This window comes from Thiocapsa sp. (assembly GCF_018399035.1).
Classification (GTDB): Bacteria; Pseudomonadota; Gammaproteobacteria; order Chromatiales; family Chromatiaceae; genus Thiocapsa.
The window spans coordinates 1,331,986-1,357,248 of record NZ_CP073760.1; the positions used below are offsets into that span (position 1 = coordinate 1,331,986).

General features: G+C 63.0%; 21 protein-coding genes. 5 read left to right on the forward strand and 16 right to left on the reverse strand.

What is annotated here, in order from left to right; translation table 11 throughout:
* Positions 1-20: 20 nt before the first annotated feature.
* The 8 genes from KFB96_RS06140 to KFB96_RS06175 all read right to left on the reverse strand — a co-directional run bounded on the left by KFB96_RS06140 (position 21) and on the right by KFB96_RS06175 (position 3,717).
* Positions 21-236 carry a hypothetical protein gene (locus tag KFB96_RS06140; protein ID WP_213465636.1) on the reverse strand — a complete coding sequence of 72 codons (216 nt, stop codon included), beginning with the start codon at positions 234-236 and terminating at the stop codon, positions 21-23.
* Between the two features lie 61 nt (positions 237-297).
* Entirely contained in the window at positions 298-780 is a 483-nt protein-coding gene (locus tag KFB96_RS06145) for a hypothetical protein (protein WP_213465634.1), read from the reverse strand.
* The gene (locus KFB96_RS06150; protein ID WP_213465632.1) at positions 756-1,322 is read right to left on the reverse strand and encodes a type II toxin-antitoxin system MqsA family antitoxin; all 567 of its coding nucleotides are present in this window, start codon (positions 1,320-1,322) and stop codon (positions 756-758) included. The genes KFB96_RS06145 and KFB96_RS06150 overlap by 25 nt, the downstream gene beginning before the upstream one ends.
* Positions 1,322-1,666, reverse strand: a complete 345-nt coding sequence (locus tag KFB96_RS06155) for a type II toxin-antitoxin system MqsR family toxin (RefSeq protein WP_213465630.1) — start codon at positions 1,664-1,666, stop codon at positions 1,322-1,324. The genes KFB96_RS06150 and KFB96_RS06155 overlap by 1 nt, the downstream gene beginning before the upstream one ends.
* Before the next feature lie 615 nt (positions 1,667-2,281).
* Positions 2,282-2,530: a transposase gene (locus KFB96_RS06160; RefSeq protein WP_213465628.1), complete on the reverse strand. Its 249-nt coding sequence runs from the start codon at positions 2,528-2,530 to the stop codon at positions 2,282-2,284.
* A 166-nt stretch (positions 2,531-2,696) separates the two neighbouring features.
* On the reverse strand, positions 2,697-2,996 hold the full coding sequence (locus tag KFB96_RS06165) for an addiction module antidote protein (RefSeq protein ID WP_213465627.1): 300 nt from the start codon (positions 2,994-2,996) through the stop codon (positions 2,697-2,699).
* Positions 2,986-3,318, reverse strand: a complete 333-nt coding sequence (locus KFB96_RS06170) for a type II toxin-antitoxin system RelE/ParE family toxin (protein ID WP_213465625.1) — start codon at positions 3,316-3,318, stop codon at positions 2,986-2,988. The genes KFB96_RS06165 and KFB96_RS06170 overlap by 11 nt, the downstream gene beginning before the upstream one ends.
* A 171-nt stretch (positions 3,319-3,489) precedes the next feature.
* Positions 3,490-3,717 carry a hypothetical protein gene (locus KFB96_RS06175; protein WP_213465623.1) on the reverse strand — a complete coding sequence of 76 codons (228 nt, stop codon included), beginning with the start codon at positions 3,715-3,717 and terminating at the stop codon, positions 3,490-3,492.
* A 923-nt stretch (positions 3,718-4,640) separates the two neighbouring features.
* Here KFB96_RS06175 and ltrA point away from each other — a divergent pair.
* Together ltrA and KFB96_RS06185 are read left to right on the forward strand one after the other, a co-directional pair.
* Complete coding sequence (ltrA, locus tag KFB96_RS06180; protein ID WP_300970724.1) at positions 4,641-5,978, forward strand: group II intron reverse transcriptase/maturase; 1,338 nt, start codon at positions 4,641-4,643, stop codon at positions 5,976-5,978.
* A gap of 211 nt (positions 5,979-6,189) precedes the next feature.
* Positions 6,190-6,624: a hypothetical protein gene (locus tag KFB96_RS06185; protein WP_213501808.1), complete on the forward strand. Its 435-nt coding sequence runs from the start codon at positions 6,190-6,192 to the stop codon at positions 6,622-6,624.
* An 83-nt stretch (positions 6,625-6,707) separates the two neighbouring features.
* On the opposite strand, the gene KFB96_RS06190 is transcribed toward KFB96_RS06185, so the two are convergent.
* From KFB96_RS06190 to KFB96_RS06205, 4 genes are all read right to left on the reverse strand, one after another.
* The gene (locus KFB96_RS06190; protein WP_213465617.1) at positions 6,708-7,532 is read right to left on the reverse strand and encodes a trypsin-like peptidase domain-containing protein; all 825 of its coding nucleotides are present in this window, start codon (positions 7,530-7,532) and stop codon (positions 6,708-6,710) included.
* Entirely contained in the window at positions 7,516-8,349 is an 834-nt protein-coding gene (locus KFB96_RS06195; RefSeq protein WP_213465615.1) for a CpsB/CapC family capsule biosynthesis tyrosine phosphatase, read from the reverse strand. Before KFB96_RS06195 ends, KFB96_RS06190 begins: the two co-directional genes overlap by 17 nt.
* A gap of 94 nt (positions 8,350-8,443) precedes the next feature.
* On the reverse strand, positions 8,444-9,913 hold the full coding sequence (locus KFB96_RS06200) for an O-antigen ligase (protein WP_213465613.1): 1,470 nt from the start codon (positions 9,911-9,913) through the stop codon (positions 8,444-8,446).
* A gap of 1,544 nt (positions 9,914-11,457) precedes the next feature.
* Positions 11,458-13,092 carry a DnaJ domain-containing protein gene (locus tag KFB96_RS06205; protein ID WP_213501810.1) on the reverse strand — a complete coding sequence of 545 codons (1,635 nt, stop codon included), beginning with the start codon at positions 13,090-13,092 and terminating at the stop codon, positions 11,458-11,460.
* 1,610 nt (positions 13,093-14,702) lie between these two features.
* Between KFB96_RS06205 and KFB96_RS26415 the strand changes: the two genes are divergently transcribed.
* Both KFB96_RS26415 and KFB96_RS06215 read left to right on the forward strand, forming a co-directional pair.
* Complete coding sequence (locus KFB96_RS26415; RefSeq protein WP_300971784.1) at positions 14,703-15,095, forward strand: DUF6399 domain-containing protein; 393 nt, start codon at positions 14,703-14,705, stop codon at positions 15,093-15,095.
* A gap of 121 nt (positions 15,096-15,216) precedes the next feature.
* A complete protein-coding gene (locus tag KFB96_RS06215; protein ID WP_213465609.1) occupies positions 15,217-16,818 on the forward strand; it encodes a hypothetical protein in 1,602 nt (533 codons plus the stop codon).
* A gap of 12 nt (positions 16,819-16,830) precedes the next feature.
* Here KFB96_RS06215 and KFB96_RS06220 read toward each other — a convergent pair whose 3' ends face one another.
* On the reverse strand, positions 16,831-17,433 hold the full coding sequence (locus KFB96_RS06220) for a hypothetical protein (RefSeq protein ID WP_213501812.1): 603 nt from the start codon (positions 17,431-17,433) through the stop codon (positions 16,831-16,833).
* A 972-nt stretch (positions 17,434-18,405) separates the two neighbouring features.
* Here KFB96_RS06220 and KFB96_RS06225 point away from each other — a divergent pair.
* Positions 18,406-19,398 carry an IS110 family transposase gene (locus KFB96_RS06225; RefSeq protein WP_213501814.1) on the forward strand — a complete coding sequence of 331 codons (993 nt, stop codon included), beginning with the start codon at positions 18,406-18,408 and terminating at the stop codon, positions 19,396-19,398.
* Positions 19,399-20,541: 1,143 nt separating this feature from the next.
* Here the strand turns inward: KFB96_RS06225 and KFB96_RS06230 are convergent.
* From KFB96_RS06230 to KFB96_RS06240, 3 genes are all read right to left on the reverse strand, one after another.
* Positions 20,542-21,864: a hypothetical protein gene (locus tag KFB96_RS06230; RefSeq protein WP_213501816.1), complete on the reverse strand. Its 1,323-nt coding sequence runs from the start codon at positions 21,862-21,864 to the stop codon at positions 20,542-20,544.
* A 25-nt stretch (positions 21,865-21,889) separates the two neighbouring features.
* Positions 21,890-24,247, reverse strand: coding sequence for a polysaccharide biosynthesis tyrosine autokinase (locus tag KFB96_RS06235; RefSeq protein WP_213465604.1), 2,358 nt, complete (start codon positions 24,245-24,247; stop codon positions 21,890-21,892).
* Between the two features lie 370 nt (positions 24,248-24,617).
* Positions 24,618-25,253 (reverse strand): polysaccharide biosynthesis/export family protein, encoded by a 636-nt coding sequence (locus KFB96_RS06240; RefSeq protein ID WP_213501818.1) that lies wholly within the window; start codon positions 25,251-25,253, stop codon positions 24,618-24,620.
* Positions 25,254-25,263: the final 10 nt, after the last annotated feature.

A 25,263-nucleotide genomic window follows, 5' to 3' on the forward strand; every position in this document is an offset into this window, starting at 1 on the left:
CGTGGATAACGGAAATGACATCAATTTGATCCGCTATAATGTGATATATATTCAGGTAATCCGTATTTCCTTCTGATCTCGCCAACATCTTTCGTTCTTCCTGCATTGCTATCCTCGATCCCTTGCTCAATCGCTTCTCGAACGTAGATTTCATACATCAAGTCTTCCCAAGTTGCATTGCCGGGAAGCTGATCAATCAGCTTGTAAGCATCTGGTTTGCTGACTATCGTAGACATCTTCAACCTCGACATGGATGAATAACCGGAGGAAACAGATAAGCGTCCGGTGTGACGTCACTCAATGTCCATCTCCAGTAAATAATGGAACTTGAAGCGTCGGTAGACGTGCCTTTCCAACCAGGTCGAAGACATGTTGCCGCCAAAAAGGCCAAACATTGTGAACCGCATTAAAATCCGCAAATGCCGTAAGTGCATCCTGCGAGATTGGACAGATCATTTCGTAGATAACAAAATAGTCGGCTTCAATACCGAAATAAACCTTCGGATCTTGATCAGATACACAATCGACAACCCGTTCGCCAAGCGAAACCATGACGTGAAGCTCACGCGTAGAGTTCCCTGAGCGATCCTGTTCCTCAACACTGAAGCGAACCCCACGCTTATGTTGTTGGAGTGCTTCGAGTTCGTCCTGATCCGGCATTACCTCACCACGGAACAGACGCGATTTGTATAAGACGATATCTCGCAAACGCAAACCGGCAATCGCTTCGTTGACCAGATTCTCGGCTTCAATTTTCACGCCGCCTTCGCCTGTTTCCATTGCTCAATCTCAACGATCGTAGCGCTTTCTCCGCGGAAATTCTTTCCGCACGAAATACCGTCAATCCGCACGGGGTTGCCGTTCACGTACTCATTATCATCATTGAACGGTAACTGCCCTTCAAGCTCTTCAGCGTCTTTCAAATCGGCCATCAACCGTGGATATCGACCGACGAGTCGCAATAGCCGATCCATCGCAGCACTCTGAACCACCTCCCCACGCTCATATTTTGAAAAGGCGTTGGCGCCACCTCCAAAAAGCTCCGATGCCTCCTTCTGTGTCAGACCTAGACGGTCGCGCAGCGCACGAATCTCTTCACCGGTCAGAAGACCATCCGCCCGCCGCCGCGCATCCAAAATTCGGGTGTGATTCCGACGGATCTGATCATCGAAGATCGGGTCCGCCCCGCAACACTCGCACGCATAGCCTTCCAAGCCGCTGACGAGCAGCTCGGCCCCATGGTGCTGGAATGTCTCACTGTAGGTCACGGGTGTCAGCGTTCCCCGTTCACACATCGGACAAGTCAGATCTTTGTGGGACATTAGCGTTCTCGGTGAAACGAAGCGAGATTCACAACAACGCAGTCGCGATCGAGTTTCAGTTTCACGTAAAGGTCATCAACGACGCCGGTCGGACCGGAATACGGCACCAGATAGACATCGAACCAGGGTCCAGCAGCCGCATAACGTTCGGCATGCCTAAAATGGCAGTCGTTCAGCAACTGTAAGCATCGGTGAACGTCCTCGGGTGCATAGCCGAGGTTCTCCACGTCTTGCTGCACTCTACGACTGAGGTAGTGGACGCACCCTTGCTTCGCGAGCTCACAAACCCGGGAAACGGAGTACTCAGCGATTGCTCGACGCTCAGCATCTGGACTTCTAACCATTATGGTTAGTCAGATCGCGAAAAACAACCCGCCAGCGACCTCTCAGGGACCTCCCTACCTGTCCAGTCATAAGTCTTCCAAAAAAACCATAAAAAATTAGCAGCAATGGTTTGGTGTGTCGTCGGGACGCGGAACTTGGGAAGAACTTACAGACTATGCGGTCTCCGCCATCTCGATCGCCACCCGACTCACCTCCAAGATCTCCTCCATCGGGATCGGCGCCAGCCCGCCGTTGCGCAGCGCTTCGACGAAGGCTGCGCCCACCGGCCTCAACGACTACTTTACCTGACGCTCCGTCTGCGCCTCCAACAGAGGGGCGACTTCAGTCGCCCGGAAACCAAGCCGCAGGAGCGAGGGGGCGACTAAAGTCGCCGCTACACGCCCCTACACGCCCCTACCCGTCTCTATGAGGTTCCCCCGGAATTGACGTCGACGGAACCCTGTCCCGCAACCGCGCCCCGTTGGCGCGCCCGGCACGGCGGGGCGTCGGCGCCGACATCGGATCAGGGATGCGCCGGCCCCAAGCAGATCGCTCGGAAGCAGGCGAGGCCGATTCGTCGCCGATCGCGATGACCGTGGTACGTCCCCGGTTTCCCCGCGAGGCTGGTCAGCGGCTCAATGAAAGAGCGCATCCGGGGTGTCGGCTGTAAGGATGCGTTCGGACCAAAGACGCAAGGTGTCGCTGTCGGCGGACGCGACGCGCTCGCGCAGGGCATTGGCGGAGGTCTCGCCGAATTTCTTTTCGATCTGCCAGAGCAGGATGTTGGCCTCGCCTTGGCGATGGCCTTTCTCGATTCCGGCACGCTCGACGGTGGTGACGTAGCGGGAAACCGGGGACGCGGGAAACCGGGGACGGACCGCCACGGTTGTTTCTGATTGACCCGGGAAACTGCGTTCTGTGCTTGTTCAGTCTCAAGAAAATGTGGTCTGTCCCTGATTAGCTGTGTCCCTGATTAGCTTGGTCTGTCCCTGATTAGCTCACCAGTTTTGTAGGGTAATGGGACAAGCGCAGCACATCCATCACAACGTCTTAGGCGTGATGGAGGGGTTGTACGGCAAGGCGCAGGCCCAGTGCCTTGAGGATCGCCGTCAGGCTGCGGAGCTCGGGGTTTCCTTCGGGCGAAAGCGTGCGGTAGAGCTGGTTTGGGTGTAGATGGGCCTGCTCGGCAATCCGGGCAACACCGCCGAATGCCTTGGACATCTGGCGCAGCGCAATCAACAGGTCGGCTTGATCTCCGTCTGCGAGAATGTCATTGAGATATTGGGTCGCGAAGGCCGCATCCTCCCTGAAGAGCTCGGCCATGGCTTCATCATGGGTTCTATCCTTCATTGTCGGGCCTCTGTTGCCAGTCTCGCCAGTACCCTACCGCTCGATCAATGTCGGCATCCTGAGAGCGTTTGTCGCCACCGCACAGTAGGAGAACCATGCGCAACCCGGCCAGTGCGTAATAGAGGCGATAGCCAGCACCGACATGAATCCGCAGCTCCCATACCCCATCGCGGCAGAATTTGTGATCGCCGCGATTGTCCAATTCCAACCGGTTGATGCGCTTAATGATCTGAACTTTTGCAATCGGGTCGCGTACCTGCTTGAGCCAGTCAAAAAACACGTCCTGGCCGTCAGTCGTCAGATAGTGGCGGATTTCGTACATTGCACAGTGTCGTTTATAAACGAATTCATGTCAAATCGGCTCTCGGCGAATCTTGTAGGGTAAGCGCAGCACAGGGAGTTCGTGAACGCCTCGCCATCGTCATCGCACCGGCAAGGTGAGGGGGCGTGGCGTGCACCCTGCGCAATGCGCTCCAAAAACCGTCGAGTGCCCCTACAGACGCCCTCCAATCTCCCCGGCAACCTCAACCGCACAAGCCACCGTATCCGGCCGCGCGCGATCGAAGACCTCGTTGGCCCACAGCATCACGATCATCTCCTCCTCGCCGATGTTGGTGATGGCGTGCGCCCAGCCCGGGATGGTCTCGACGATGGTCGGCTCCTCGCCACGTGCCACGATGGCCGAGGTCACGAACACGGGGTGACGCAGCGCCGGTCTCAAGCAGATGGCTCGCAATCCAGCGAGGCCGATCGGTCGCCGATCGCGATGACCGCGGTACGTCCCCGGTTTCCGCCCAAACCCGAAGTAGCTCGTGACATCCGCTCCGCGGTGTCATGCATGCCCCTAGCGCTCCGCGCCACGTGCCATGATGGCCGCGGTCACGAACACGGCATGACGATACGCCGCCCCCAAGCAGATGGCTCGCAAGCCAGTGAGGCCCATCGGATGGCGATCGCGATGACCGTGGTACGTTCCTTGTTTCCCCCGAGCCGCCGATCCCTGAGCGGCCGCGCGATTCGGTGGTACGTTCCCAATCACCGAGCTTCCGAGTGCGGGTGAACCAAAGGCGTGAGTGAAATTAAATCTGTCCCCTTTTGCTCCGCTTCCGAGTGCGGGTGAACCAAAGGCGTGAGTGAAATTAAATCTGTCCGTTCGCAGTAACAACAGTAAGTCTAGCGGGTTGAAGTCCCGTCCGAGGAGTTGTCCGTACGACTCGGTAGCATGAGGAAGCGGCGTCTTGGTAACAAGGGGTCGTAAGTTTCCCCCCAGCAAAAGAGCAGGCCGTAACGCAAGTGAACCTAGAGGTAGCCTCGTAATATTAGGTTGGAGACGCCGACCCTGTGGACAGAAGGGGAAGGTCGTTGGGTGGCCATTGGAAGAACGGAAGTGATGGTCATCGTCTCTCGGGGTAGCAGGGGCGGCATGTACTTGAAGACTGATCTGTCCAGTGCTGGAGATCCATGACGGGGGTGGAGAGAGGCCACCGACGGCGGCGTATAAGGCAACGAAATCGTCGCCGCCCGTCATGGAAGTCGGAGGGGTTCGTAGTACCGTTTGAGACTGGGGGACAACACAACCCTCGGTCGAGGGAAGGGACCCTACTTTGTTCACGCAACCAACGAGTGGAGGATCAGGGGATTGCCATGTCGCTAATCACCCCGGAGACGATCAGGACACTTCAGAGGAAGCTCTACGCTAAGGCCAAGCAAGAACCGGCCTACCGCTTCTACGCGCTCTATGACAAGGTGTACCGGGAGGACATCCTCCGTCACGCCTGGAATCTTGTCCGGTCAAACGCAGGCAGCCCCGGGATTGACGGGGTCAGCTTCGCGGCCATTGAGCAAGGCGAAGGGGTAGAGGGGTTTCTGCAGGAGATCGCACAGGAACTGCGCGAGAAAAGCTACCGCGCCCAACCGGTACGGCGTGTGATGATCCCCAAAGGGGATGGCCGCGAACGGCCGCTGGGGATACCCACCATCCGCGACCGCGTGGTGCAAATGGCCGTCAAGCTGGTGATCGAGCCGATTTTCGAGGCGGACTTTACGCCGCACTCCTATGGGTTTCGACCCAAACGCTCGGCGCACGATGCCATCGACGATATTGCCAACGCACTCTGGGCCGGACACACTCATGTCATTGATGCCGATCTGTCGAGCTACTTCGACACGATCCCCCACGCTAACCTCATGGCGGTGGTGGCCGAACGCATTGTCGACGGACGCCTCCTGGCGCTTCTGAAGCAATGGCTGAAGGCACCCGTCATCGGCGTGGACGATCAAGGAAAACGCAGGACGGTCGGTGGAGGAAAAGCCAACCGGGTTGGCACGCCGCAAGGTGGTGTCATCTCCCCGCTGTTGTCGAATCTCTACCTGCATCTGCTCGATCGCATCTGGGACCGGCATCGGCTGAAAGACGAGCTGGGGGCACACATCGTCCGCTATGCGGACGACTTTGTCGTGCTCTGTAAGCAGGGTGTGGAAGAACCGCTGAACGTGGTGCGCCACGTCATGGATCGACTGGGTTTGACGCTCAATGAGACCAAGACCCACGTGGTGGACGCCAAGGAGACGGGCTTTGACTTTCTGGGTTTTACGCTCCAGATGAGTCGAGGCGCCAACACCGGCAAATGGTACCCAAACGTACGTCCGTCGGACAAAGCTGTGGGTAAAATCACGGCGAAAGTGACGGAACTAACGCGACGGGAGTTGACCTGCATCCCGCTGGATGATGTGGTTGGAAGCGTGAACCGCAGCCTTCGCGGCTGGGCGAACTATTTCCATTTCCGCAATTCCAGTCTGGCGATGAGTAAGGTTAGGAACCACGCCGAACAGCGGCTGCGAATCCACTTGCGCAAGCGACACAAGGTCAAGACCTGGGGTGCGGGTTACGCCAAATTCCCGTCTCACGACCTCTATGACCGCCATGGACTGCACCCACTCCCGAAAGGACCCGGCTGGAAGACGGCGCATGCCTTGGTGTGAAGAACATCGGAAAGCCGTGTGCGGGAGAACCGCATGCACGGTTTGATGAGGGAGGGCTGGGAGTCACAGCCATGTCCTGGCTATTTAGGCACCGCGAAACGAAAGGCGCGGAAACAGATAAGCCACGGCTACCGTAATTGGCGACCTGCTCTCTACTCTACCCTTTTGCTCCGACGATGGCCGCTGGGTCTGGAAGGCCAGCCGCGTCTTGATGAAGGTCGAGCATCGCACCGGACAGATGATGACCCGCAGTTTCGAACCCTGGCGCTGGGGCGAGGATCGAGGCCGTGCTTACATCAAGGGTCCACGTATCCTCAAGCCCGGCACAGGTCCGCTCAAAGGCTACGTGCTGTCCGTTCCGACCCTGCACGTCTCGACGGCGCAGGCATGGTGCATCGGAGACGCGGACGCGATCGCGACCTTGTTGAGTCGAGTCACCCATCTCGGCAAGCTGCGCCGACTCGACTTCGGGCGCATCACCGACTTCCAGGTCGCCGAGGATTGCGAGGCACTGGAGCGATGGACTCTGAGGTCAATGCCCGATGAGCGCCCTGGATATCGTCGCTGCCGGCAAACGTTGCGTCCGCCCTACTTCGACCGATCGCTGCGAGAGTCCGCTTGGGAACCGCCTGCGGTGCCGACCTGATCACGGTATCGGGGAGCTCGCGCGCGTAGACGGCCACAACCGTGGGATTCCCGAGAAAGCCTCCGCGCCGCGATCCAACCCGATCAAGGACGCTGCAGGATCTCGCGCACGGCTTGCTCGGCGCGTTCGATGGGGACGGCGAAGCCAATGCCGACATTGCCTGTGTCGGGGCCGACGAGTGCGGTGGTGATGCCGATCACCTCGCCCGCCATGTTGATCAGCGGGCCGCCGGAGTTACCCGGATTGATCGAGGCGTCGGTTTGGATCAAGGGTCCCAACCCGGCCGCCTCGCGGTGGACACGACCGACGGCGCTGACGATGCCGGATGTCACGCTCTGACCGATCCCGAAGGGGTTGCCGACGACCATCACGAAGTCGCCGACCTCGAGCCGTTCGGACGTTCCGAGACGCAGCCGCGGCGCCTCGACCGGGACGATCCGCAGCACGGCGATGTCGGCGTCCGCAGCCATCCCCACCACCTCGGCCGCATGCGCTTGACCATCCTGAAGGGTCACCAGGATCCGGTCCGCACCGCGCGCCAAATGGGCATTGGTCAGGACCAGACCACGCGGTCCGTCCCAGATCACGCCGGATCCGGCCCGCTGCCGACGCAGTGTCCGCGGGCCCTCGGGCACCGCAACCCCGGATCGATCCAAAAAGCGGCGCAGATCCGGGGCGTCCAAAACGGCATGCCGCGCATCGGCGACATCCGAGACCGACGTAATCGTCACGACGGCCGGCGTCACCTTGCGCAGCACCGGGGCCATCGAGGGAAAAGCCGCCACTTGCCCCGGCATCATCGCCGCCCCCGGATTCGGGGCCATCGACTGACCACAGCCCGCCGCCGACAACAGGCCGGCCGTGACCAAGATCCAGCGGATCAGGGCGCCACTATCGCGACGCGCCATGGAAAAATCGCTTCAGCAGACCCGACACACCACCCCCGACGCCCATCGAGACCCCTCTCGCCTCTTCTTCGGCCAAGGCCGGTGGAGGAACGACCGAGAGCGGATCCGCATTCGACAGCACCGCACTCGGCCGATCGAGCACCATCCGCTCGGCCTCGTCCGCCCCCACCCAGTGCTCGGCGATCCGCCGTCCGGCACTCAGCACCGGCGGACGATGACGATCGTCGTGCCCGTCGCTCGCCAGCAGATGCACCAGACCATCCGCCAGAAAGCGCTCGGACCAGCGCCTCGCAACCTTGCCGAAACGCCCGGTCAAGGCATCCGCGGTGAGCTGGATCCAAGCCCCTTCGAAGGCGGCATCGACGAACCACCCGTAATGCGCCTCGTCCAGCCAGGTCAGTCGCTCCGGATGGGTGATGATGGGGACATAGCCGGCCGCAAGCACATCCTCCAACAACTGCGCAAACCGCGTGGGTACGACGAAATGCGGCGGCTCGAACAAGAAATAGCGCGAATCGTTGATGCTCGCCATCCGGCCGCTGCGCAACCCTTGAACCAGCTCGGGCACGATCTGGATGTCCGCTCCGTGGGTGATCCGAAGCGCCATCCCTGCCTCGCTCAAATGACCCGAGAGCTCGCCGACGCGACGGCAAATATCGCCCCGCTCGTTGGGAAAAACACCGGGATAGATGTGCGGCGTACAGACCGTGTCGGTGATGCCGTCCTCGAGGGCGATACGCGCCATCTCGAGCGACATCCGAAGCGAGCTCGATCCGTCGTCGATCCCGGGCAGCAGGTGGCAATGTACATCGATCATGATCGGTATGGGTTGGGGCCCGCGTGTGTCTGTTCTGGAACAACATGCTGCCGATCATGCGATGCGCCAACCCCGGCACGGATGCGACAGCGGATCAATCCATGAACGGATTGCGTGGTCGGGGCGCGGCCTGCTCGGGATCCTCGGGCTTGACCTGACGCTCATTCGCCTCCGGTCGGCTCGATGCCAGATTGGCCTCGGCCAAGGTCACCGTGCGGCGCGGGCGCCTTCGCGGACGATCGGCCAGCTTGGGCAACCCCGGAGGACTGAAGAAAAGCGCCGCCAACATCGCGAAGTAGGCCATATTCGCGGGATTGCGCAGGTTGTTGTCCGTCACACTGTGCGCCAGCAGCAGCAACATCGCAATCCCGGCACCGATCTGCAACGACCGATAGCGGGACCACTGCTCCGAGCTCGCCAAGCGCGGCCACTGCGCGAGATAGAGCACCAGAAAGACCGCCACCAACGCGAGCCCGAGCAACCCCATCTCGAACAGCGTCTGAAGATAGTCGTTGTGGGCGTAATTGATGAACCAGCGCCCCAGCTCGACCGGCTGATAGAGCACGAAGACGTCCGGATAGGTCCCGGGTCCACTGCCGAACGGGAGCAAACGCCCGGCCGCATCGAAGGTCGACACCGCGATCGGCCAGCGCGCATCGCCCTCCAACTCGGCCACCGAGAAGCGATCCAACACCGGCGCCAGTCCGAGAAAGATCGCCACGCCGACGCCGATCGTGATGAACTGCCCCATCAAACCAAAGGTTCCGCTCCCGCCGACGCGCCGCGAGAAGAGGAGGGTGGTCAGCAAGATGCCCAGCATCGCCATCATGATCCCGGTCCGCGAGCGCGTCACGATGATCCCGATCGCAAACAGCACCGCCAGCAACAGAAAGATCAAGCTGGGGCGATTCGTCGAGCTCAACACCGCGATCGCGCGCTCGCGTAGCCCTACCGCGCGGCGACTCTTCTTATAGCGTCCGCCGAAATCGTACAGAAACAGCGCCAACGCGAGCGGCAGCGCCATCTCGATCATGCCGGCGAGATGGTTCCGGTTAACAAAGGTCCCCGATGCCCCCGCCCGCGCCAGAAGGTCGACGATCGCATAGCTCATGCCGCCCGCGGTCGCAAACTGAAAGAGTGCGATCAGGACCTGCGCCAGTACGACCGCAAAAAAGAAATAGACCAACCGCGTTTGCATCTGCTCGGAGAGCGCGCGGGTCGCGACATAGACCGCAATCGGCACGATCAGGATCAGCCAACTCGACTCACTGGCCAGCGGAGACACCGCCAGCCGCTGCGCCGACTGCGCCTCGCCCCCGAGCAGAGACTCGGCCTGCAGATACAGCTCCCGGCCCGGCAGCCACTGCGCCAACCCCGCCGGCAGCGGCAGCAGATACAGCAGCGGGATACCGAACAACAGGCACAGGAATACGACCTCCATCCCACGCAGATGAAGAGGCTTCGACCGCCACGCCGTGACCATCAACAAAGCCAACCCGAGCCACTGCAGCACCAGGGTCGCCGCGGGCGCATACCCCCCGCGCAACAGAGGCGCAAATGCCACCAAGAGTATCAACCCGAGGAAGAGAAGGGTCGAACCCGTATCCTCTCCGACCGCGTTATGGGAACCCCGAGCGACCGAGTGCCGTTGCTCACTCATCCGATGCCGTCGCCGACCCTCCGGCTTTCCACCCTGATCGACGCCCGATGCTCTCTGCCGTGATGTCCCCATGACCCCATGTTCCACAATGCCACAAGCCGTACCACACACGTGCGCATCGGAGCGACCTCAGCCACGACCCGAACCACGCCCCTTAAACCATCCCCGACCGCAAGGTCGGCCGATCCGATCTCGGACACCGCGACTCCCAGCCGGGAGACACGCTCGGCACCGAATCCTAACATGACATCGCCGGCTCCGACCGCACCCATGCACGCAACGACGGCGCCGGTCAGACCCCTACCGTCAGAAAAGTGAAAAACCCCGATGCCTTGCCCAACGGGTCAAGAACGATTCCAAAACACCCCAAACGTAGGATGGGTAGAGCGCAGCGAAACCCATCCTCCCCGCTCCAACGCCCCATTCACCCGCACCGACAGCGCAGCAGGCCTTGCTCGTCATTCCGGCCATCGTGGCACTTGGCGCAGAGCGCCACGGGGCATGCGTGACACCGCAGAGCGGGTGTCACGAGCGAAAACACCCCCAAACGTAGGATGGGTAGAGCGCAGCGAAACCCATCCTCCCCGCTCCAACGCCCCACCTGATTAGAAAGAATCTTCCGCCAGGCTCACGGAATGAGCCACCGATCGGCGCAGACTGCTCCCTGATCCACCATCCGACGGAGCCCGCCATGGCCATGCATCGAAGCCAGTGGTTTCTGCTGCCCCAACGGGGCTCACCACGCGAGCCCGGGGCAACGCCCCGGGATCACGATCCCCATCCAGCTCAAGCCCTGAAGGGGCGGCCCAACGCCTTGATATGTTGATCTTGGGCGCGCGTTTAAGGGAGTTTTAGGGAGGGGCCGAACGGTGAAAAACGCCCCAGCCCGGCAGGGCACATCTCTAGACCGCCCTTTCAGGGCTCAAGGATGTTGGTTGATGGCAACCCGGGGCGCTGCCCCGGGCTGACATCGGTCGCGCCGTCGGCGCTCGACACACACTGCCGCAACGCGGCTTGCCAGACTCGCCCTCACTGGTTTTGGTTGCTCGATACGTGTGGCCCTCCGCCCCGAATCGTGGATTCGGCGCGTGGCTGAAGCTCCTTGCTAAACCGCGTCCAGAGCGACATGCGTTATTTTCATGTTGTGTCGGGCTCAAGGATTTTTCCGACCTTTTTGGAGACGCGGTTTAAATTTTAATATTTTTTAATACTCTAAACCGCGCCAGCTCCGACAGTCGTCGGAGCTGGCGCGGCCGATCCACTCCAACACATGACGCATACCGCACCGGGCGCGGTTTAGTCAGGACGCCCCATGCCCAGCACCGACAGCGCAGCAAACCCCATCCTCCCCGGGAATTCGCCGTAAACGCGCCACCTCCCGTTTCCGGAGGATGCCCGGAAGGGGTACCTTCGTACGGGTATGCGATCTGCGGAGATCGCCCAAAACCTCAATGGGTCAGCTCCTGGATCAACGTCCGTCCGCCATCACGTTTGAACAACGCCCTGATCTGACCCGTTTGGCTGCGCGCATGCCCTTTCGCATCGCGATATCCGACATCGAATCGCACCCGGATGCGACACAGATCCTTCCCGACCGACTGAGTGGAGGCCCCCGCGAAGCTGATGCTGCGTCCGCTGGTGCTCGAGAACCAATCGGCGTAGAGCCGCCGGATCGAGGCTCGCCCGACGGCATCCCGCTCCCGCGCATTAGGGGTGAAGAGATTGGCCAACCGATCCGCAGAACCGGCCTGATAAGCCTGCTGAAACCGCCCGAGGACTCCGGATACCCCGGCACACGCATCCATGCCGACTGACCCCGGGGCTTGAAGCGTCTTCGGCGGCGCTGTCGCCTTGGCGATCGGCGGGACTGCCGGCAACGCCGGGGCAGTCGCTCGAAGCGCAGGCGTCTCGACAACCGGCCGGGCCCGCGGTGGTGCGGACGCCGGCACGGGCGCAGGCTTTCGCTCCGGCGCTGGCTCGGACGAAGGCTCGGATGCGAGAACGCCTTCGAGAGGAGAGATCGATGCGAGGGCCGGCACCTCGGGCGGAGGCTCTGGCTCTGGCGCAGGCTCTGGCGCAGGCTCTGGCGCAGGCTGGGACGCGAAAAGAACCTCGAGAGGCGAGACCGACGCGGGGGCCACCACCTCGGGCGCCGTCTCCGCGAAGGGATCAGGCGACTTCAGCGGGACCAGAGACGACCCCATCGGCACCGGCGGCGGCTCGACGGCCTGCGCAACGGTCGCACCAATCGGCTGCGCGAAGGGATCAGACGACTTCAGCGGAACCAGCGACGACCCCATCGGCACCGGCGGCGGCTCGACGGCCTGCGCAACGGTCGCGGCGATCGGCTGCGCGAAGGGATCAGACGACTTCAACGGAACCAGCGACGACCCCATCGGCACCGGCGGCGGCTCGACGGCCGGCACAACCGTCGCGACGATCGGCTGTGCGACGACCGCAGACCGAGCCCCCTGCGCCTCGCCGGCCGAATCCTCCTCCAGCAGCAAGATCGCCAGCAGGGCAGCACAACCGAGAAGCATCGCCTGGATCAAGCGCCGCTGTATGAGCGATGCATCGCGCCGCACCGGCGCGCCCGACAGCGACCGCACATGCCAACCACGAGGCGGGCGCCGCCCCGAATCCTCCGCGGGAGCCGTCCAAGCCGGCGGAACGAGCGACACCCTGACCGACGGGCGAGACGAACGAGCACGCGCCGCGCCGCCCGTCCAGTCCGCGTCGCCACCCGCGTGTCGCTGCATCAACTGCCGATAGGCCCGGTTGATGCGCTCGGTGCGCCGATTCAGATCGGCCGAGCGCGCGGGGTGGCGGTCCGGATGATAGATCGCGATCAAACGCCGATAGCGTTGCTTGATCACCCCGGGGTCCGTCTCGCCCTTGAGCCCCAGGGTCTCCTCCGGCGCCTCCACAGGCATGCCGAGCAACAGCTCGTCGAAGAGACTGTAGGCCCGCTCCACCGCCTGCTCACGCGTCAGGCCGGCCGCCCGGATCGCCTCATCGAGCGGGCGCGAGGACGGCCTCTCGGGCTGGATCAACCAAGCCAGCACGGCGTCCAGATGCGCCATCACGGGCTCCGCGCAACCGTCTTCGCAAAGACACGCGGCGATCGCCCGGACGGCATCCTCGTTCAGCGGCACTGATGTCGAGACGGAATCGGTTTTGGACACAATCCATTCCAGCGACCCGATAACGGTGACTCCGGTATCGGTGGTCGAAGCCCCCTCTTAAACCGCGCCCGGTGCGGTATGCGTAATTTTTTGGATGGCTTGGCCGCGCCGGCTCCGACGACTGTCGGAGCCGGCGCGGTTTAAAGTATTAAAAATCTTAAATTCTAAACCGCGTCTCACTGGGATCAAGGATATCTCCGAAGCGGCGTTGTTCATAGTCCCGTCCAAGTCCGAGTCCAGGGCTTGGTGATGGGCATGCGGGGATTTGGCAGGACCCACGAAATTTCATACCCTTGGAAGTGCAAACTCACCGAGGGTTCGAAAAGATGTTCGAAGATCCTGCCGAGAGTGACTTTAGACCAAGCGCGGGCGCTGCGCTACCCGGACGTTCGAGACCGGGCCGGAGCATCGGCTCATGACGCGACGCACACGCTTGGAGCAAGCCGAGCACATCGCGGCGGCCGAAGCACGGCTGGCGGCGGGGGGAGACGCAACGCGCCGTGGCCACCGAGATGGGTATTGCGCGCAGCACCTTGCGCGACTGGTGCGGGGAGGTTCCGCGCGGGGATCCGCCGACGGGCTTGACGGCCTTACCCCTGACGGGATCGGATGGTGCTGGCGGCGCATTTCAGCATCACCTTGCGGGCGGCGGGCGGCACCCGGCTGGTGAGTGAGTTCCTGGAGCTGAGCGGACTGTCGGCCTTCGTCGGGGTCAGCGACGGCGCGCAGCATGCGCTGAATGTCGCCTTGGAAACGGCCGTGGTCGCGGTGGCCGCGCAGCAGCGCACGGCGCTTGCCGAGGGCATGCCGGCGCGTGCGGTGACGGTGTGCGAGGACGAAACCTTTCATCCGGGGATCTGCTTGGTCACCATCGAGCCGGTGTCGAACTTCGTTGTCCTGGAGCAATACGCCGCGGATCGCACCGCGGCGACCTGGACCGCCGCGCTTCAGGACGCCTGCACGGGGCTCGCCGTGGAGGTGATCCAGAGCACCGCCGACGAGGCCAAGGCGCTGCGTCGCCATGCCGAGACGGACCTCCGTGCGCAGCATTCCCCGGACCTCTTTCACGGCCAACACGAGGTCTCCAAAGCCACGTCCTTGGCGCTGGCGCGCGATCTGCGCCGGGCTGAAGCCGGCGTGGCGGCCGCGCAGAAGCCCCGGGAGGCCGAGCGCGCGGCGCAGCAGGCGTTCGAGGCGCGCGTGCCGCGCCCGCTCGGGCGTCCACCGGCCTTCGAGACCCGCATTGGCGCCGCCCTGAGCGCGCTGGTCGCCGTCGAAGCCGAACGCGACCGCGCACGGGAGCGGCAGAGCGAGGCGCGCGCATTGATCCGCGAGCTCGGCGTGCTGTATCACCCGTATGATCCGGTGGATGGACAGACGCAGCCGGTGGAGCGCGTGGCGGCGCGCTTCACCGACGTCTGGACGCGCCTGAAGAGATTGGCCGAGGCCGCCGAGCTGCCCGAGCGCGCTCGCGAACGCATCATGAAGGCCGAGCGCCTGACCGTGCAGTGGCTCGCCACGCTCGCGTTCTTCTTCGCCACCGTGACCGCCAGGGTCGAGGCCCTCGCACTATCCCCGGAGCTGGAAGCGGCGGTCCTCGAGCAGCTCATCCCCGGCATCTACCTCGAGCGCGTCGCCGCCCGCAGCACCGCGGCCGAGACCCGACACCGCGTGCAGGCGGCGAGTACCGCGTTGCTCGACGTCCTGCGGCGCGCCGATCATCCGCTGCAGCGTCTCGCGCCCGCCGTCCCGACGGCACGACCGCCGCCGAGCGCTTCTTCGGGCGGACACATCCCGCACTGTTCGAGGAGCTTCTCCTGCGTGTGCCCTTGCCGCCGCGACCGCGACGCCGACGGCCACGCCCGCCGAAACTACCCTATCTGATGCCGGTCGCGGCCTGAGGGCGGTGGCCGGGATAATGAACAAGGCCCTCCGAAGCTAAACGAACAATGACAACGACGCATGTCGCTCTGGACGCGGTTTAGTGGTCGAGTTGTCGATGATGTGATTGAATCGCGACCCATGAGCATCGTCAACGCGCAAGCGACACCACCAGCAGAGGCGTCCCTGAAAGCGCTGCATTCGCGCGTCACGCGCATACTCTTCGCACCGACGTGCGATGACCAGGGTGTATCCGCCGAGACCCTGAGCGATCTCGCCCGGCAGATCTCGGCCTGGATCGCAGACGCCCGGCAGGTCTTGACCGCGCCCCAGCCGACGCCGCCCGCGGGCGATACCGATACGGAAGCCGGCCGGAACGCACAGGCGGGGTCGGCCGGTCAGCGGGATGAATCCTCAGCGCCCGCCTTGGCGGAAGACCTGACCCGCTGTGCCGAGCAATTGACCGATGCCGTCGATCGACTGATTCAAGACCCGAGCGCCCCGGATGCAGCCGGCGCGCTCGAACATGCCTTGGCGCAGGCGCGGATGCGACTGTCCGACACACGGGCGGCACCGGCGTCACCGGGTTCGTGGACACGCGGGCGGAGTCTCCGGCTGGATGATGTCCGGCCGACGCGCCCGAACACCCCTTGGGTCGCGGTCCCGCGTGTCGCGGACGATCGAACCGGCGGTCACACACCCGACGACACCCGAGGTCAGTTGCCCGCGACGGCAGCACAGGCGACCCCCGCCGGCCACAAACCCCGCGTCGAGGTCCACCGTCTGGATGCGAGCGAACGCGCCTGGTGGGAAAGCCAATTCTCACGCCTGCAACGGCGCGCCGATGCCGCCTGGATGCTCGGGTTGGCAATCCTGGCCGGGCTCGCCGGCCTGGCCTTCTGGGACTCGACCAGGGATCAACCCCGTCTCGGCGGGGCCGAACCGCTCGGCATGGTCCCTTCCACCGACATGGCACCGCCGGCGCCGAACCTTGCCGATCCAGCTCGGACGACGAGCACGGCGGCTCGACTCGAGCGACGCATGGCCGAGATGGAGGTTGAGATCGTGCGGCTGCGCGCCGAGTTGGAGGTCGCACTCGGAGCAAGCGTGGACAGGGCCGCAACGGCGACTGCAGAGAACACGCAGGGGATGGAGGACGCGGGCGCCGGACAGAGCAGCGGCGCCGTCTCGCCGACCGAGGCCGACCGCACCGCCGGGAGCTTACAGACCCGTGCCGACGGTCCTGCCACGGTGGATCGGGGGGAGGAGGATGCAACGCCTCCGAATCAGCTCGAATCCGCAGCCACCCGCGTCGGGCCGACAGAGGGCGCGACCACGGAGGTCGTAACCCCAGTCAGCACGATGATCACGCCGCGCCCGCTCGATCCTTCGCTCGACGCCGACGTCCTTGCGGATGCCTCGCTCGCCCGGCGACACGCGGACGCGACCGCGAGCCATTCGCTCCAGCCGGTCGTCCTGGAAGAGCCGGCTTACGCCGTCCAACTGGCGTCGTTGCGGGATCCCGCAGCACTCAGGCGCTTTCTCGACACATCGCCTCTGGCACCGTCACGACTTTTCATAGAGTCGACGGAGACCTTCGACGTCGTCCTGCTCGGCTTCTTCAGAGAAGCCGCAGCCGCCGGACAAGCGCTCGAAGCCCTACCCGATTCATTCCGCCAAGCCCGCCCCAGGGTGCGCCGCCTCGACGCCAATCAGGTCTTCTATCGCGGGATCACGGAGTAACGCAGCGCCACATCATTGAATGGGACTGATCGGCGTCGGATCGCCACCACCACCACCACCGCCGCCCGCGGACTCAACGGCGGCCACAGTACCGGCAACAACCGCCGCAGCGACTATTACCAGCCCGGTCGTTGTCAACCCGGCCGCCGCTGCCGCGGTGCCGCCGCCGACGCCGAAGGCGGTCGCACCACCCGACGTCGCTCCGGACCCCGGAGCTGCAACTGCATCGGCATCGACACCGACCTGCGCCAACCTGAAACGCACCGCCTCGGTTGCCGCACCCGCCGTTTCGACAGGGGCCACCTCGGCGATCTCCGGCCGAAGTTGACCGCCGCGCCCGGTCGCGCAGGGACTGCTTTCGGTGATGTCCAACACCTCGTCGTCGAGCAGGAAGTACTCGCAGGTATCGCCGTACCAAATCGCCGCGCGGCCCCCTTCGAGCATCATGAGCCGATCACCGAGCTGAATCGTCCGACCCTCGCTGCCCGTCACATAACGGCCACCCTGCGACACCATCGCCGTTCCGTCGATCGAGACGATGCGCCCCGCCGGCTCCGTCGCCACCACAACCCCGGCAGACAGGATCAAGACAGCCGCCGCAGTCGCTTGCTTCATGAAACGCTCATGTGCCATATCAATCTCCCTAAGGAAGGATTCAAAAACAACCCAAACACGTAGGATGGGTAGAGCGAAGCGAAACCCATCCAGCCCACGCCAAACGCATCAAACCGACACCCGGCAACGCCGCGGTTTGGAGGATGGGTTTCGCTTGGCTCTACCCATCCTACGTGTTCATCAAGGCGTTCACCTTGTTTCTGAACCGTCACGAAGCGCCCGACATCGTTCCGCTCGCAAGATTCTCGGGAAACCACCTTACACCCTATGTAACTATAGAGTCGACACTCGATGACCCCGAGTATAGGCGTCCCGAGCGATCCAGACACCCCTGCGCTCCGATCCGTTTCCGAAAAAGGAGGTCGTGGCGACTAAAGTCGCCCCTACATGCCGCTCGTTCCTCTCCCGGAAACCACCCAAGGTGGTAGCGGCGACTTTAGTCGCCCCGACACGCCGCTCGTTCCTCTCCCGGAAACCACCCAAGGTGGTAGCGGCGACTTTAGTCGCCCCGACACGCCGCTCGCTCCTCTCCCGGAAACCACCCAAGGTGGTCGGGGCGACTTTAGTCGCCCCGACACGCCGCTCGTTCCTCTCCCGGAAACCACCCAAGGTGGTAGCGGCGACTTTAGTCGCCCCGACACGCCGCTCGCTCCTCTCCCGGAAACCACCCAAGGTGGTCGGGGCGACTGAAGTCGCCCCTTGTATGTTCTGTTCTGAAGGGATTGACAAGGAAAGCGATAAACGGACTTTATGAAGAGTGCCCGGAAGCCGTTCGCCCCTGAAGCCTGGATGTCGTGTTCCGCTGTTCAGAGCTTGCATGTAGATGGGCTCCTCGCCCTCTTCGCCCATACCGAAGAGTATCCGAGGCCGTGGACATGTCCGGGAGCCTGCATACACAAGGTCGGTAGGCGAGGGTACAGGGTCGGGGAACCGGGAATCATAATATCGCGTTGCATCCTGAAGAGACAGACGATGAATACAGCCGGAATCGATGTGGCCCACAAGACCCTGGCGCTGGCCGTCAGCACCGAGGAGAAGCTCGGCAAGGTCCGCGAGTTTGCCAACACACCAAGCGGTCATGCCGCGCTGATTAAGCGCCTTGCAAGGTGCGCGGGTGGAGCGGGTGTGCCTGGAGGCGACCGGCAGCTATCACCTGACCTGGCGCTGGCCATCGATGCGGCCGGGTTGGCGCTCATGGTGCTCAACCCCAAGGCCGCCAAGCGCTTTGCCGAGGCATTGCAGACGCGCAACAAGAGCGATGCGGTCGATGCCGGGGTGCTGGCGCAGTTTGCCCGGCGCATGCCGTTCGAGCCATGGCGGCGCCCGGCGACCGAGGCACTGGAGCTGCGCGCCTGCGCCCGGCGCCTGGAGGCGTTGGTGGTCGATCGCACGCGGGCGAAGAATCAACTCCACGCGCTGCTGCAAAGCACGACCACGCCGGCCGTGGTGCTGGATGACGTGCGCCTGAGCATCCACCAGTACACCGCCCGGATTGATGCCCTGCGTGACTGGGCCGATGCGCGCATCAGCGCCGACGAGGAGCTTGCGCAGGTCTACCGGCTGCTCACCGGCATCCCCGGCATCGCCGCCGCCAGCGCCATCCAGCTCATGGGTGAGCTGCTGGTGCTGCCCGAGGACATGCGTGCCAAGCAATGGGTCGCCCTGGCCGGACTGGATCCGCGCCAGAGCACCTCGGGCACCAGCGTGAACAAACCCCCGCGCCTGAGTAAGGCCGGCAACGCCCACCTGCGCAAGGCGCTGTTCATGCCCGCGCTGAGCGCCGCGCGCCATGAACCGCACGTCAACAGCTACTACACGCATCTCATCGAAGCGCGCGGCCTGAAGAAGATTCAGGCCATCTGCGCGGTCATGCGCAAATTGCTGCATGCCATCTATGCCATGCTCAAGCACCGCCAAGCGTTCGACGGCAGCCGCTTCTGCTTGCTTCGCGAGGCCGCGGCATGAGCACCTCGGCGATGTCCGCCACGGCACCCTCCTCGGTTGGCCCGACAGCACGCGCGTGGCCGTCCAAGAGCCGCCGACAAGACGAGCGCGTTCAACCACCACGGCGCAGGGCATTCATTGATCAAAAACCAGCAGCAGTCGCGTCGCAGACGCTCGCAGCCAGCAGCGGCTTCAGTGCGGCGCAGTGTGGGCAACGGGTGAATGAGTGTGGTCAAGGTGGGGGCAACCCGCCGGGAGCGGGTTGTCCCCGGCTTGTCCACACGCCCGCTTGCGGCATTCACGTGTTGTCCACACGGAGTCCGCCCGCGCCCCACCCGCAGCCAAGCCCCATCCATCATCGAAGGTGGGTCCGATGGGGTTGGCAGCTGCTCAACGACCATCCCGCCGAAACAACGATGAGGATAGAAAAAAATGATGGATAGGAGGCAAATCGGACTTGCGTCAGAACAGAGTATCTACATGGCACTCGTTCCTCTCCCGGAAACCACCCAAGGTGGTCGGGGCGACTTTAGTCGCCCCGACACGCCACTCGCTCCTCTGCCGGAAACCACACAAAGAGGTCGGGGCGACTGAAGTCGCCCCTACATGGCACTCGCTCCTCTCCCGGAAACCACCCAAGGTGGTCGGGGCGACTTTAGTCGCCCCGACACGCCACTCGTTCCTCTCCCGGAAACCACCCAAGGTGGTCGGGGCGACTGAAGTCGCCCCTACATGGCACTCGCTCCTCTCCCGGAAACCACCCAAGGTGGTCGGGGCGACTGAAGTCGCCCCTACATGGCACTCGCTCCTCTCCCGGAAACCACCCAGGTGGTCGGGGCGACTTTAGTCGCCCCGACACGCCGCTCGTTCCTCTCCCGGAAACCACCCAAGGTGGTAGCGGCGACTTTAGTCGCCCCGACACGCCGCTCGCTCCTCTCCCGGAAACCACCCAAGGTGGTCGGGGCGACTGAAGTCGCCCCTACATGGCACTCGTTCCTCTCCCGGAAACCACCCAAGGTGGTCGGGGCGACTTTAGTCGCCCCGACACGCCGCTCGCTCCTCTCCCGGAAACCACCCAAGGTGGTCGGGGCGACTGAAGTCGCCCCTACACGGCACTCTTTCCTTTCCCGGAAACCACCCAAGCCCCATGCACCCGACTTCGGATCAATCCGGCGCCCTCTCCTCCCCAGCCTCATCCGACAACATACGCGCTGCCGAACGCGCACGCTCCAAGGGCGAGATGGCATCGATCCGGACCACGACCAAGTCATCGAACCAAAGCGTCCCGTCGATCGCCTCGTCGAGCCGAAGGATGTCGGCGCTGGCCAAACGCACCTCTTGATGTCGACAGGTCTCCGGGATCTCCGCCTCGAAGCTGAAGTTTGTCCACTCCTCGCTCCCCAGGATCCGCGTACTCTCGCCAAGGGCCCCGCTTGCAGGCGAGCGACAGTTGACGATCCAACGCAGACCGGACTCCGAATAGAGCTTGTCGCTGCGATAACGCCCGGACATCCGATACGCCCCCGGGGCCAGATACAAAGGCTGGTAAAAATGATCGAACCGCGTCCGCGAGAAGCGAAACAGGATCCGCAGCGCCTGCCCCTGAGCCCCCTCGACCGGGGCCCGCGACACGCTCGCCCGGTCGTGTTTGACCACATGCCAGTCGAAACCGAAGCCGGTAAACGGCAGCTCGAACCCACCGTTGAAGAGGAGCCCCAACTCCTGTCGCTGAGCCGCAAACAAACTGTTGACCCAAGCCAGATAAGCCGCCTCGAACTCCTCCTCGCGCAGCAATCGTGCGACATAGCTCGCGCGCTCCTCCGCCGACAGCGGCACGACCCCCGGAGCCCGCCGCATCTCATAGAGTTGCCGCACCAGTCCAAGCTCCGACTTGCCCTGCGCAGTCTGCACGAAGAACTGCTCCCACCAGGCCGGCGGCTCACGCGCAACGCCACGAAAGGCGGCGATGCCCTCCGGCGTGCCCAACAAGCGACGAAAGGTCTCGAAGATGCTCCGTGTGCGCGGCGAGCCGGCCTCGATCGCACGCGACCAGTGTGTCAGGGCCAAGTCCAACCGCCCACGGCTGGCCCAATAGGCGGCAATGTCCTCCTGCACCCGAGCACTCACCGGCGCCAGCGCGGACGCAGCCGCGACCAACCCCTCCGCGCGCGCCTGATCGTCCTCGGCCATCGCCAATCCGCCCAGCGCAAGCAACGGCTCGGCCCGGCTCGGATTCAGCCGATAAGCCTCCGTCAGCAAGGCCCGAGCGGTCTCCGGATCGCGTCCCAACAGCGAGAGACCCAGCCGGTAGAGCGCCTCCGGCTGCTCCCGATGCCAATCGAGCACCTGGCGTGCCGCGTCGGCGCCGTTCTCGTCGAGTCCGGCCTCGTAGAGTCGCGCCACCCCGAGCGACCCGACCCGCCAGGCCAGGACCACGCAGATCAGCGTAAATGCGATACGCCAGACCAGACCCCGAACACGCGACATCGAGCCCCCCGCCTCGGTCACGCCGCTAGCCCGGTGACCGCTCATCGTGATCCTGTCCATAGCCGTAGAGGTACTGGTATTGGTACCGATATCCATAGCCATAGCCATAGCCATAGCCGTAGCCGTAACCACGCTGTCCAGGCTGACCCACCTTTTGCAGCACGACACCGATGATGCGTGCCTGACTGCCGCGCATCCGTTTCAGACCCTCCTTCACCGTGGTGCGCGTGCTCTTGGCCTTATCGATCACCAACAGGCTCGAGCCGGCCATGCGCGAGAGCACCAAGGCATCCGCGAGCCCGATCACCGGCGGGCCATCGAGCAACACATAGTCGAAACGCTCCGCCGCCAGCTTGAGTAGATTCATCATCTTGCCGCTGGAGAGCAGCTCGACCGGATTCGGCGGCATAGGCCCGCTCGAGATCACAAAGAGACCCTCGACGCTCGTCGCCTGCGCAATCTCCGCCGGGCTGATATCCCCGGCGAGATAATTGGTCAGGCCCGCGTCGTTGGGCACATCGAAGATGCCGTGCAGCGACGGGTTACGCAGATCACAGTCGATACAGAGCACGGTACTGCCGCTCTGCGTGAAGGACGCCGCGATACTGACACAACTAAAGGACTTGCCTTCACCCGGAGATGCGCTGGTGAAGTGCAACACGCGCGGCGCACCCTCCGCGGTCGAGAACATCAGCGAGGTCCGCAGCGAGCGACTGGCCTCGGCCAAAGGTCCCTTCGGATCGTTCGCGACACTGAGGGCCAGGTTGGCCGAGGATTGCACCCCCGTGGAGGTATCGATGAACGGCAGGCTTCCGAGCACGGGGCTCCCGGTCTCCTTCTCGACCTCGTCGTTGGACTTGTAGGAGTCATCGAGATGCTCGAGCAAGAGGATCAAGAGCACGCCCAGCACCAGACCCAGGAAGGCCGACGCCAGCAGGTTCTTGTTGAGATCCGGTTTGAAGGGCTTCGCCGGTACCGTCGCCAGATCGACGATGCGGATGTTGTCATGCGCGATGCCGGAGACCAGCTCCGCCTCCGTCACCCGCGACAGTAGCCCGTTGTACATGGCTTGGAGCGTATCGCGCGAGCGGGTCAGTGCGCTGTAGTCGACCGTTTCGTCGCGGAGCTTCAAGAGCTCCAAGCGAGCCTCTTCGGCGCGGTCGGTGAGGAGCTGGCGCTCCTTGAGGCTGGTTTCGTACTCGATACGAAGGCTGCGCGAGATCGAATCGACCTCGGCCGCAATCTGTCCGTCGATCGCCTCGATCTGGCTGCGAAGCTGCACCATCGCCGGATACTCCGGCAGGAAGACCTCGAGCTTGCGCTGATATTCATCTTGAAGCTCGCCGCGGCGGGTCTTCAGCGACTGAATAACCGCGCTCCCCAGAAAGTCCGAGCTGCCTTGCGCATCGATCTCGTTCATCGCGCGCATCTTGGCTTCGGCTTGAAAGAGGTTGCGCTCCGCATCGCCGAGCCGTTCGCGCAGTGCCCCGAACTCGGTCTGCGAATGCCCGAGCATGTTGTCGACATGGACCAGATCCTTGCTGCGCGCATAGTCCGTCAACTGGCGCTCCGCATCCTCCAACTGCACGCGGATGCGTTGGATCTGCTGCTCGTAAAAGGTCAGGGTCGAGGTGGCGTCATCGCTCCGACGCTCGGTTTGAAAACTGACAAAGGTCTTGGCAACCGCGTTCAACATGGCCGTAATGGCCCGTGGATCCTCCCCCTCCATGCTCAATTGAATAAGATTGGTGTCGCGCACCGGGGTGGCCACCAGGGTGCTTCTGATCCGCGTCGCCACGACGGCCTGATTGGACGCCAACGGATCGTCCAGAAGACGGTCGCGCTGTTCGTCCAGCTCCGTCGGTTCCGCACGTCCTTGACGTGCATGCCACCATTGCGTCAACTGTTGTTGCAGCTCGTCGAAGAAGGTCAGCGCGGCGTCGTCCCGTTTGGGTTCAGGCGCGAGATCCAAGCTCAAGGTCTGCGCGGCACGCTCGGCCAAAACGGTGCTGCGCAGGAGTTGCAGTTGGTCGCCGGCGAAGTTGCGCGCCGATGCAATGGCCGAAAGATCGGTGAATCCAAACGGGCTTCCGGAAGGGGGCGTCGCCTGAACCGTCGCCTTGGCGCGATACACCGGCGGCTCGCGGACGGTATAGAAGAGCCCGGCGATCAAGGCCAGCAGCACGGCGAAGATAAGCAGCCACTTACGATAGAGCAGGATCGCCAGATAACGCTTGAGATCCAGCCCCTCCCCCTCGTCGCCGAGGTCCTGAAACACCGGGCCGCGCGGATAGTCGAGAGCCCCGGACGCGGGTCCGGCAACCATCGGGCCACCGCCGGGCGGCGGTAATCGCGGATAGGGCGAATTCGAAAAATCGTTCATGAATCAAACCGAATCAGCATCATAATTAAGAGCCTTCAATGGCCTAAGGCGATTCTCGGAGGTAGGGGCGACTTAAGGCGATTTCCGGGAAAGCATCGACCAACATGTAGGGGCGACTTTAGTCGCCCGGTAAGCATTGGCAACACGCACGGCCGGGATGATCATTCCCGGAAATCGCCTAAGTCGCCCCTACCCGGCACTCCATTTCCGGAAACCACCCAAGGCAATGCCCGGAACACCAGTCCAATCCACTCGACATGCCGAGCCGCCCGAGGCAAAACCAACCGTTGGCGGATCTTGAACTTACGATCGCCAAGACACCCAACAGCGATCGAATCGTCCGGAAATCGCTTGGGAAATCCCATAATCGTCAAAAAATCGTCGGTTTGTCGATCTCGACCGGCGTATACGTCTTAAAGACCCCGAGCCATGGATCGAAAAAGATCGCCAGCGCCGACGGCGGTACATAGACCCGATCGTTTCCTACCAAAAGCGGATCACGAAGCTTGCCCTCAAGGATGGCCTGATAATCGACGACATAGGCGTGCAACGAAGGATTCGCCGTCTGGCGCGTTTCGTCGGTAGCCCGAAAGATGACGACCTGGCGCTTCTTGCCAACGGGCGGAACGCCGCCGGAGGCCGCCAGAACCTGCCCCAACGTGGTTCTCCCGGTAATCTGTCGGCTTCCGTTCATCTTACCCGACAGGGTGATGTTCATGTTCGCCGTATCCTCGACGTAAACCGTTACGCTCGGGTTACGGAGATAACGGCTGCCCAGAACACGCTCGATCTCGGCCTCGGCCTCGTCCGTCGTCAGACCATTTAAGGAGATGGAACCGACCAACGGCATCGTATAAAAGCCCTGGAAATTGACCCGACCGGTCGAAGACATCTCCTCGACACCGAACACCTCGACCTGCAATCGATCGTAGGGGCCGATGCGATAGACCAGATCTTCGAGACTGGGATCGGGCGGAGGCCCGATCGTCACCGGAACCGTCTCCACATCGGCCGGT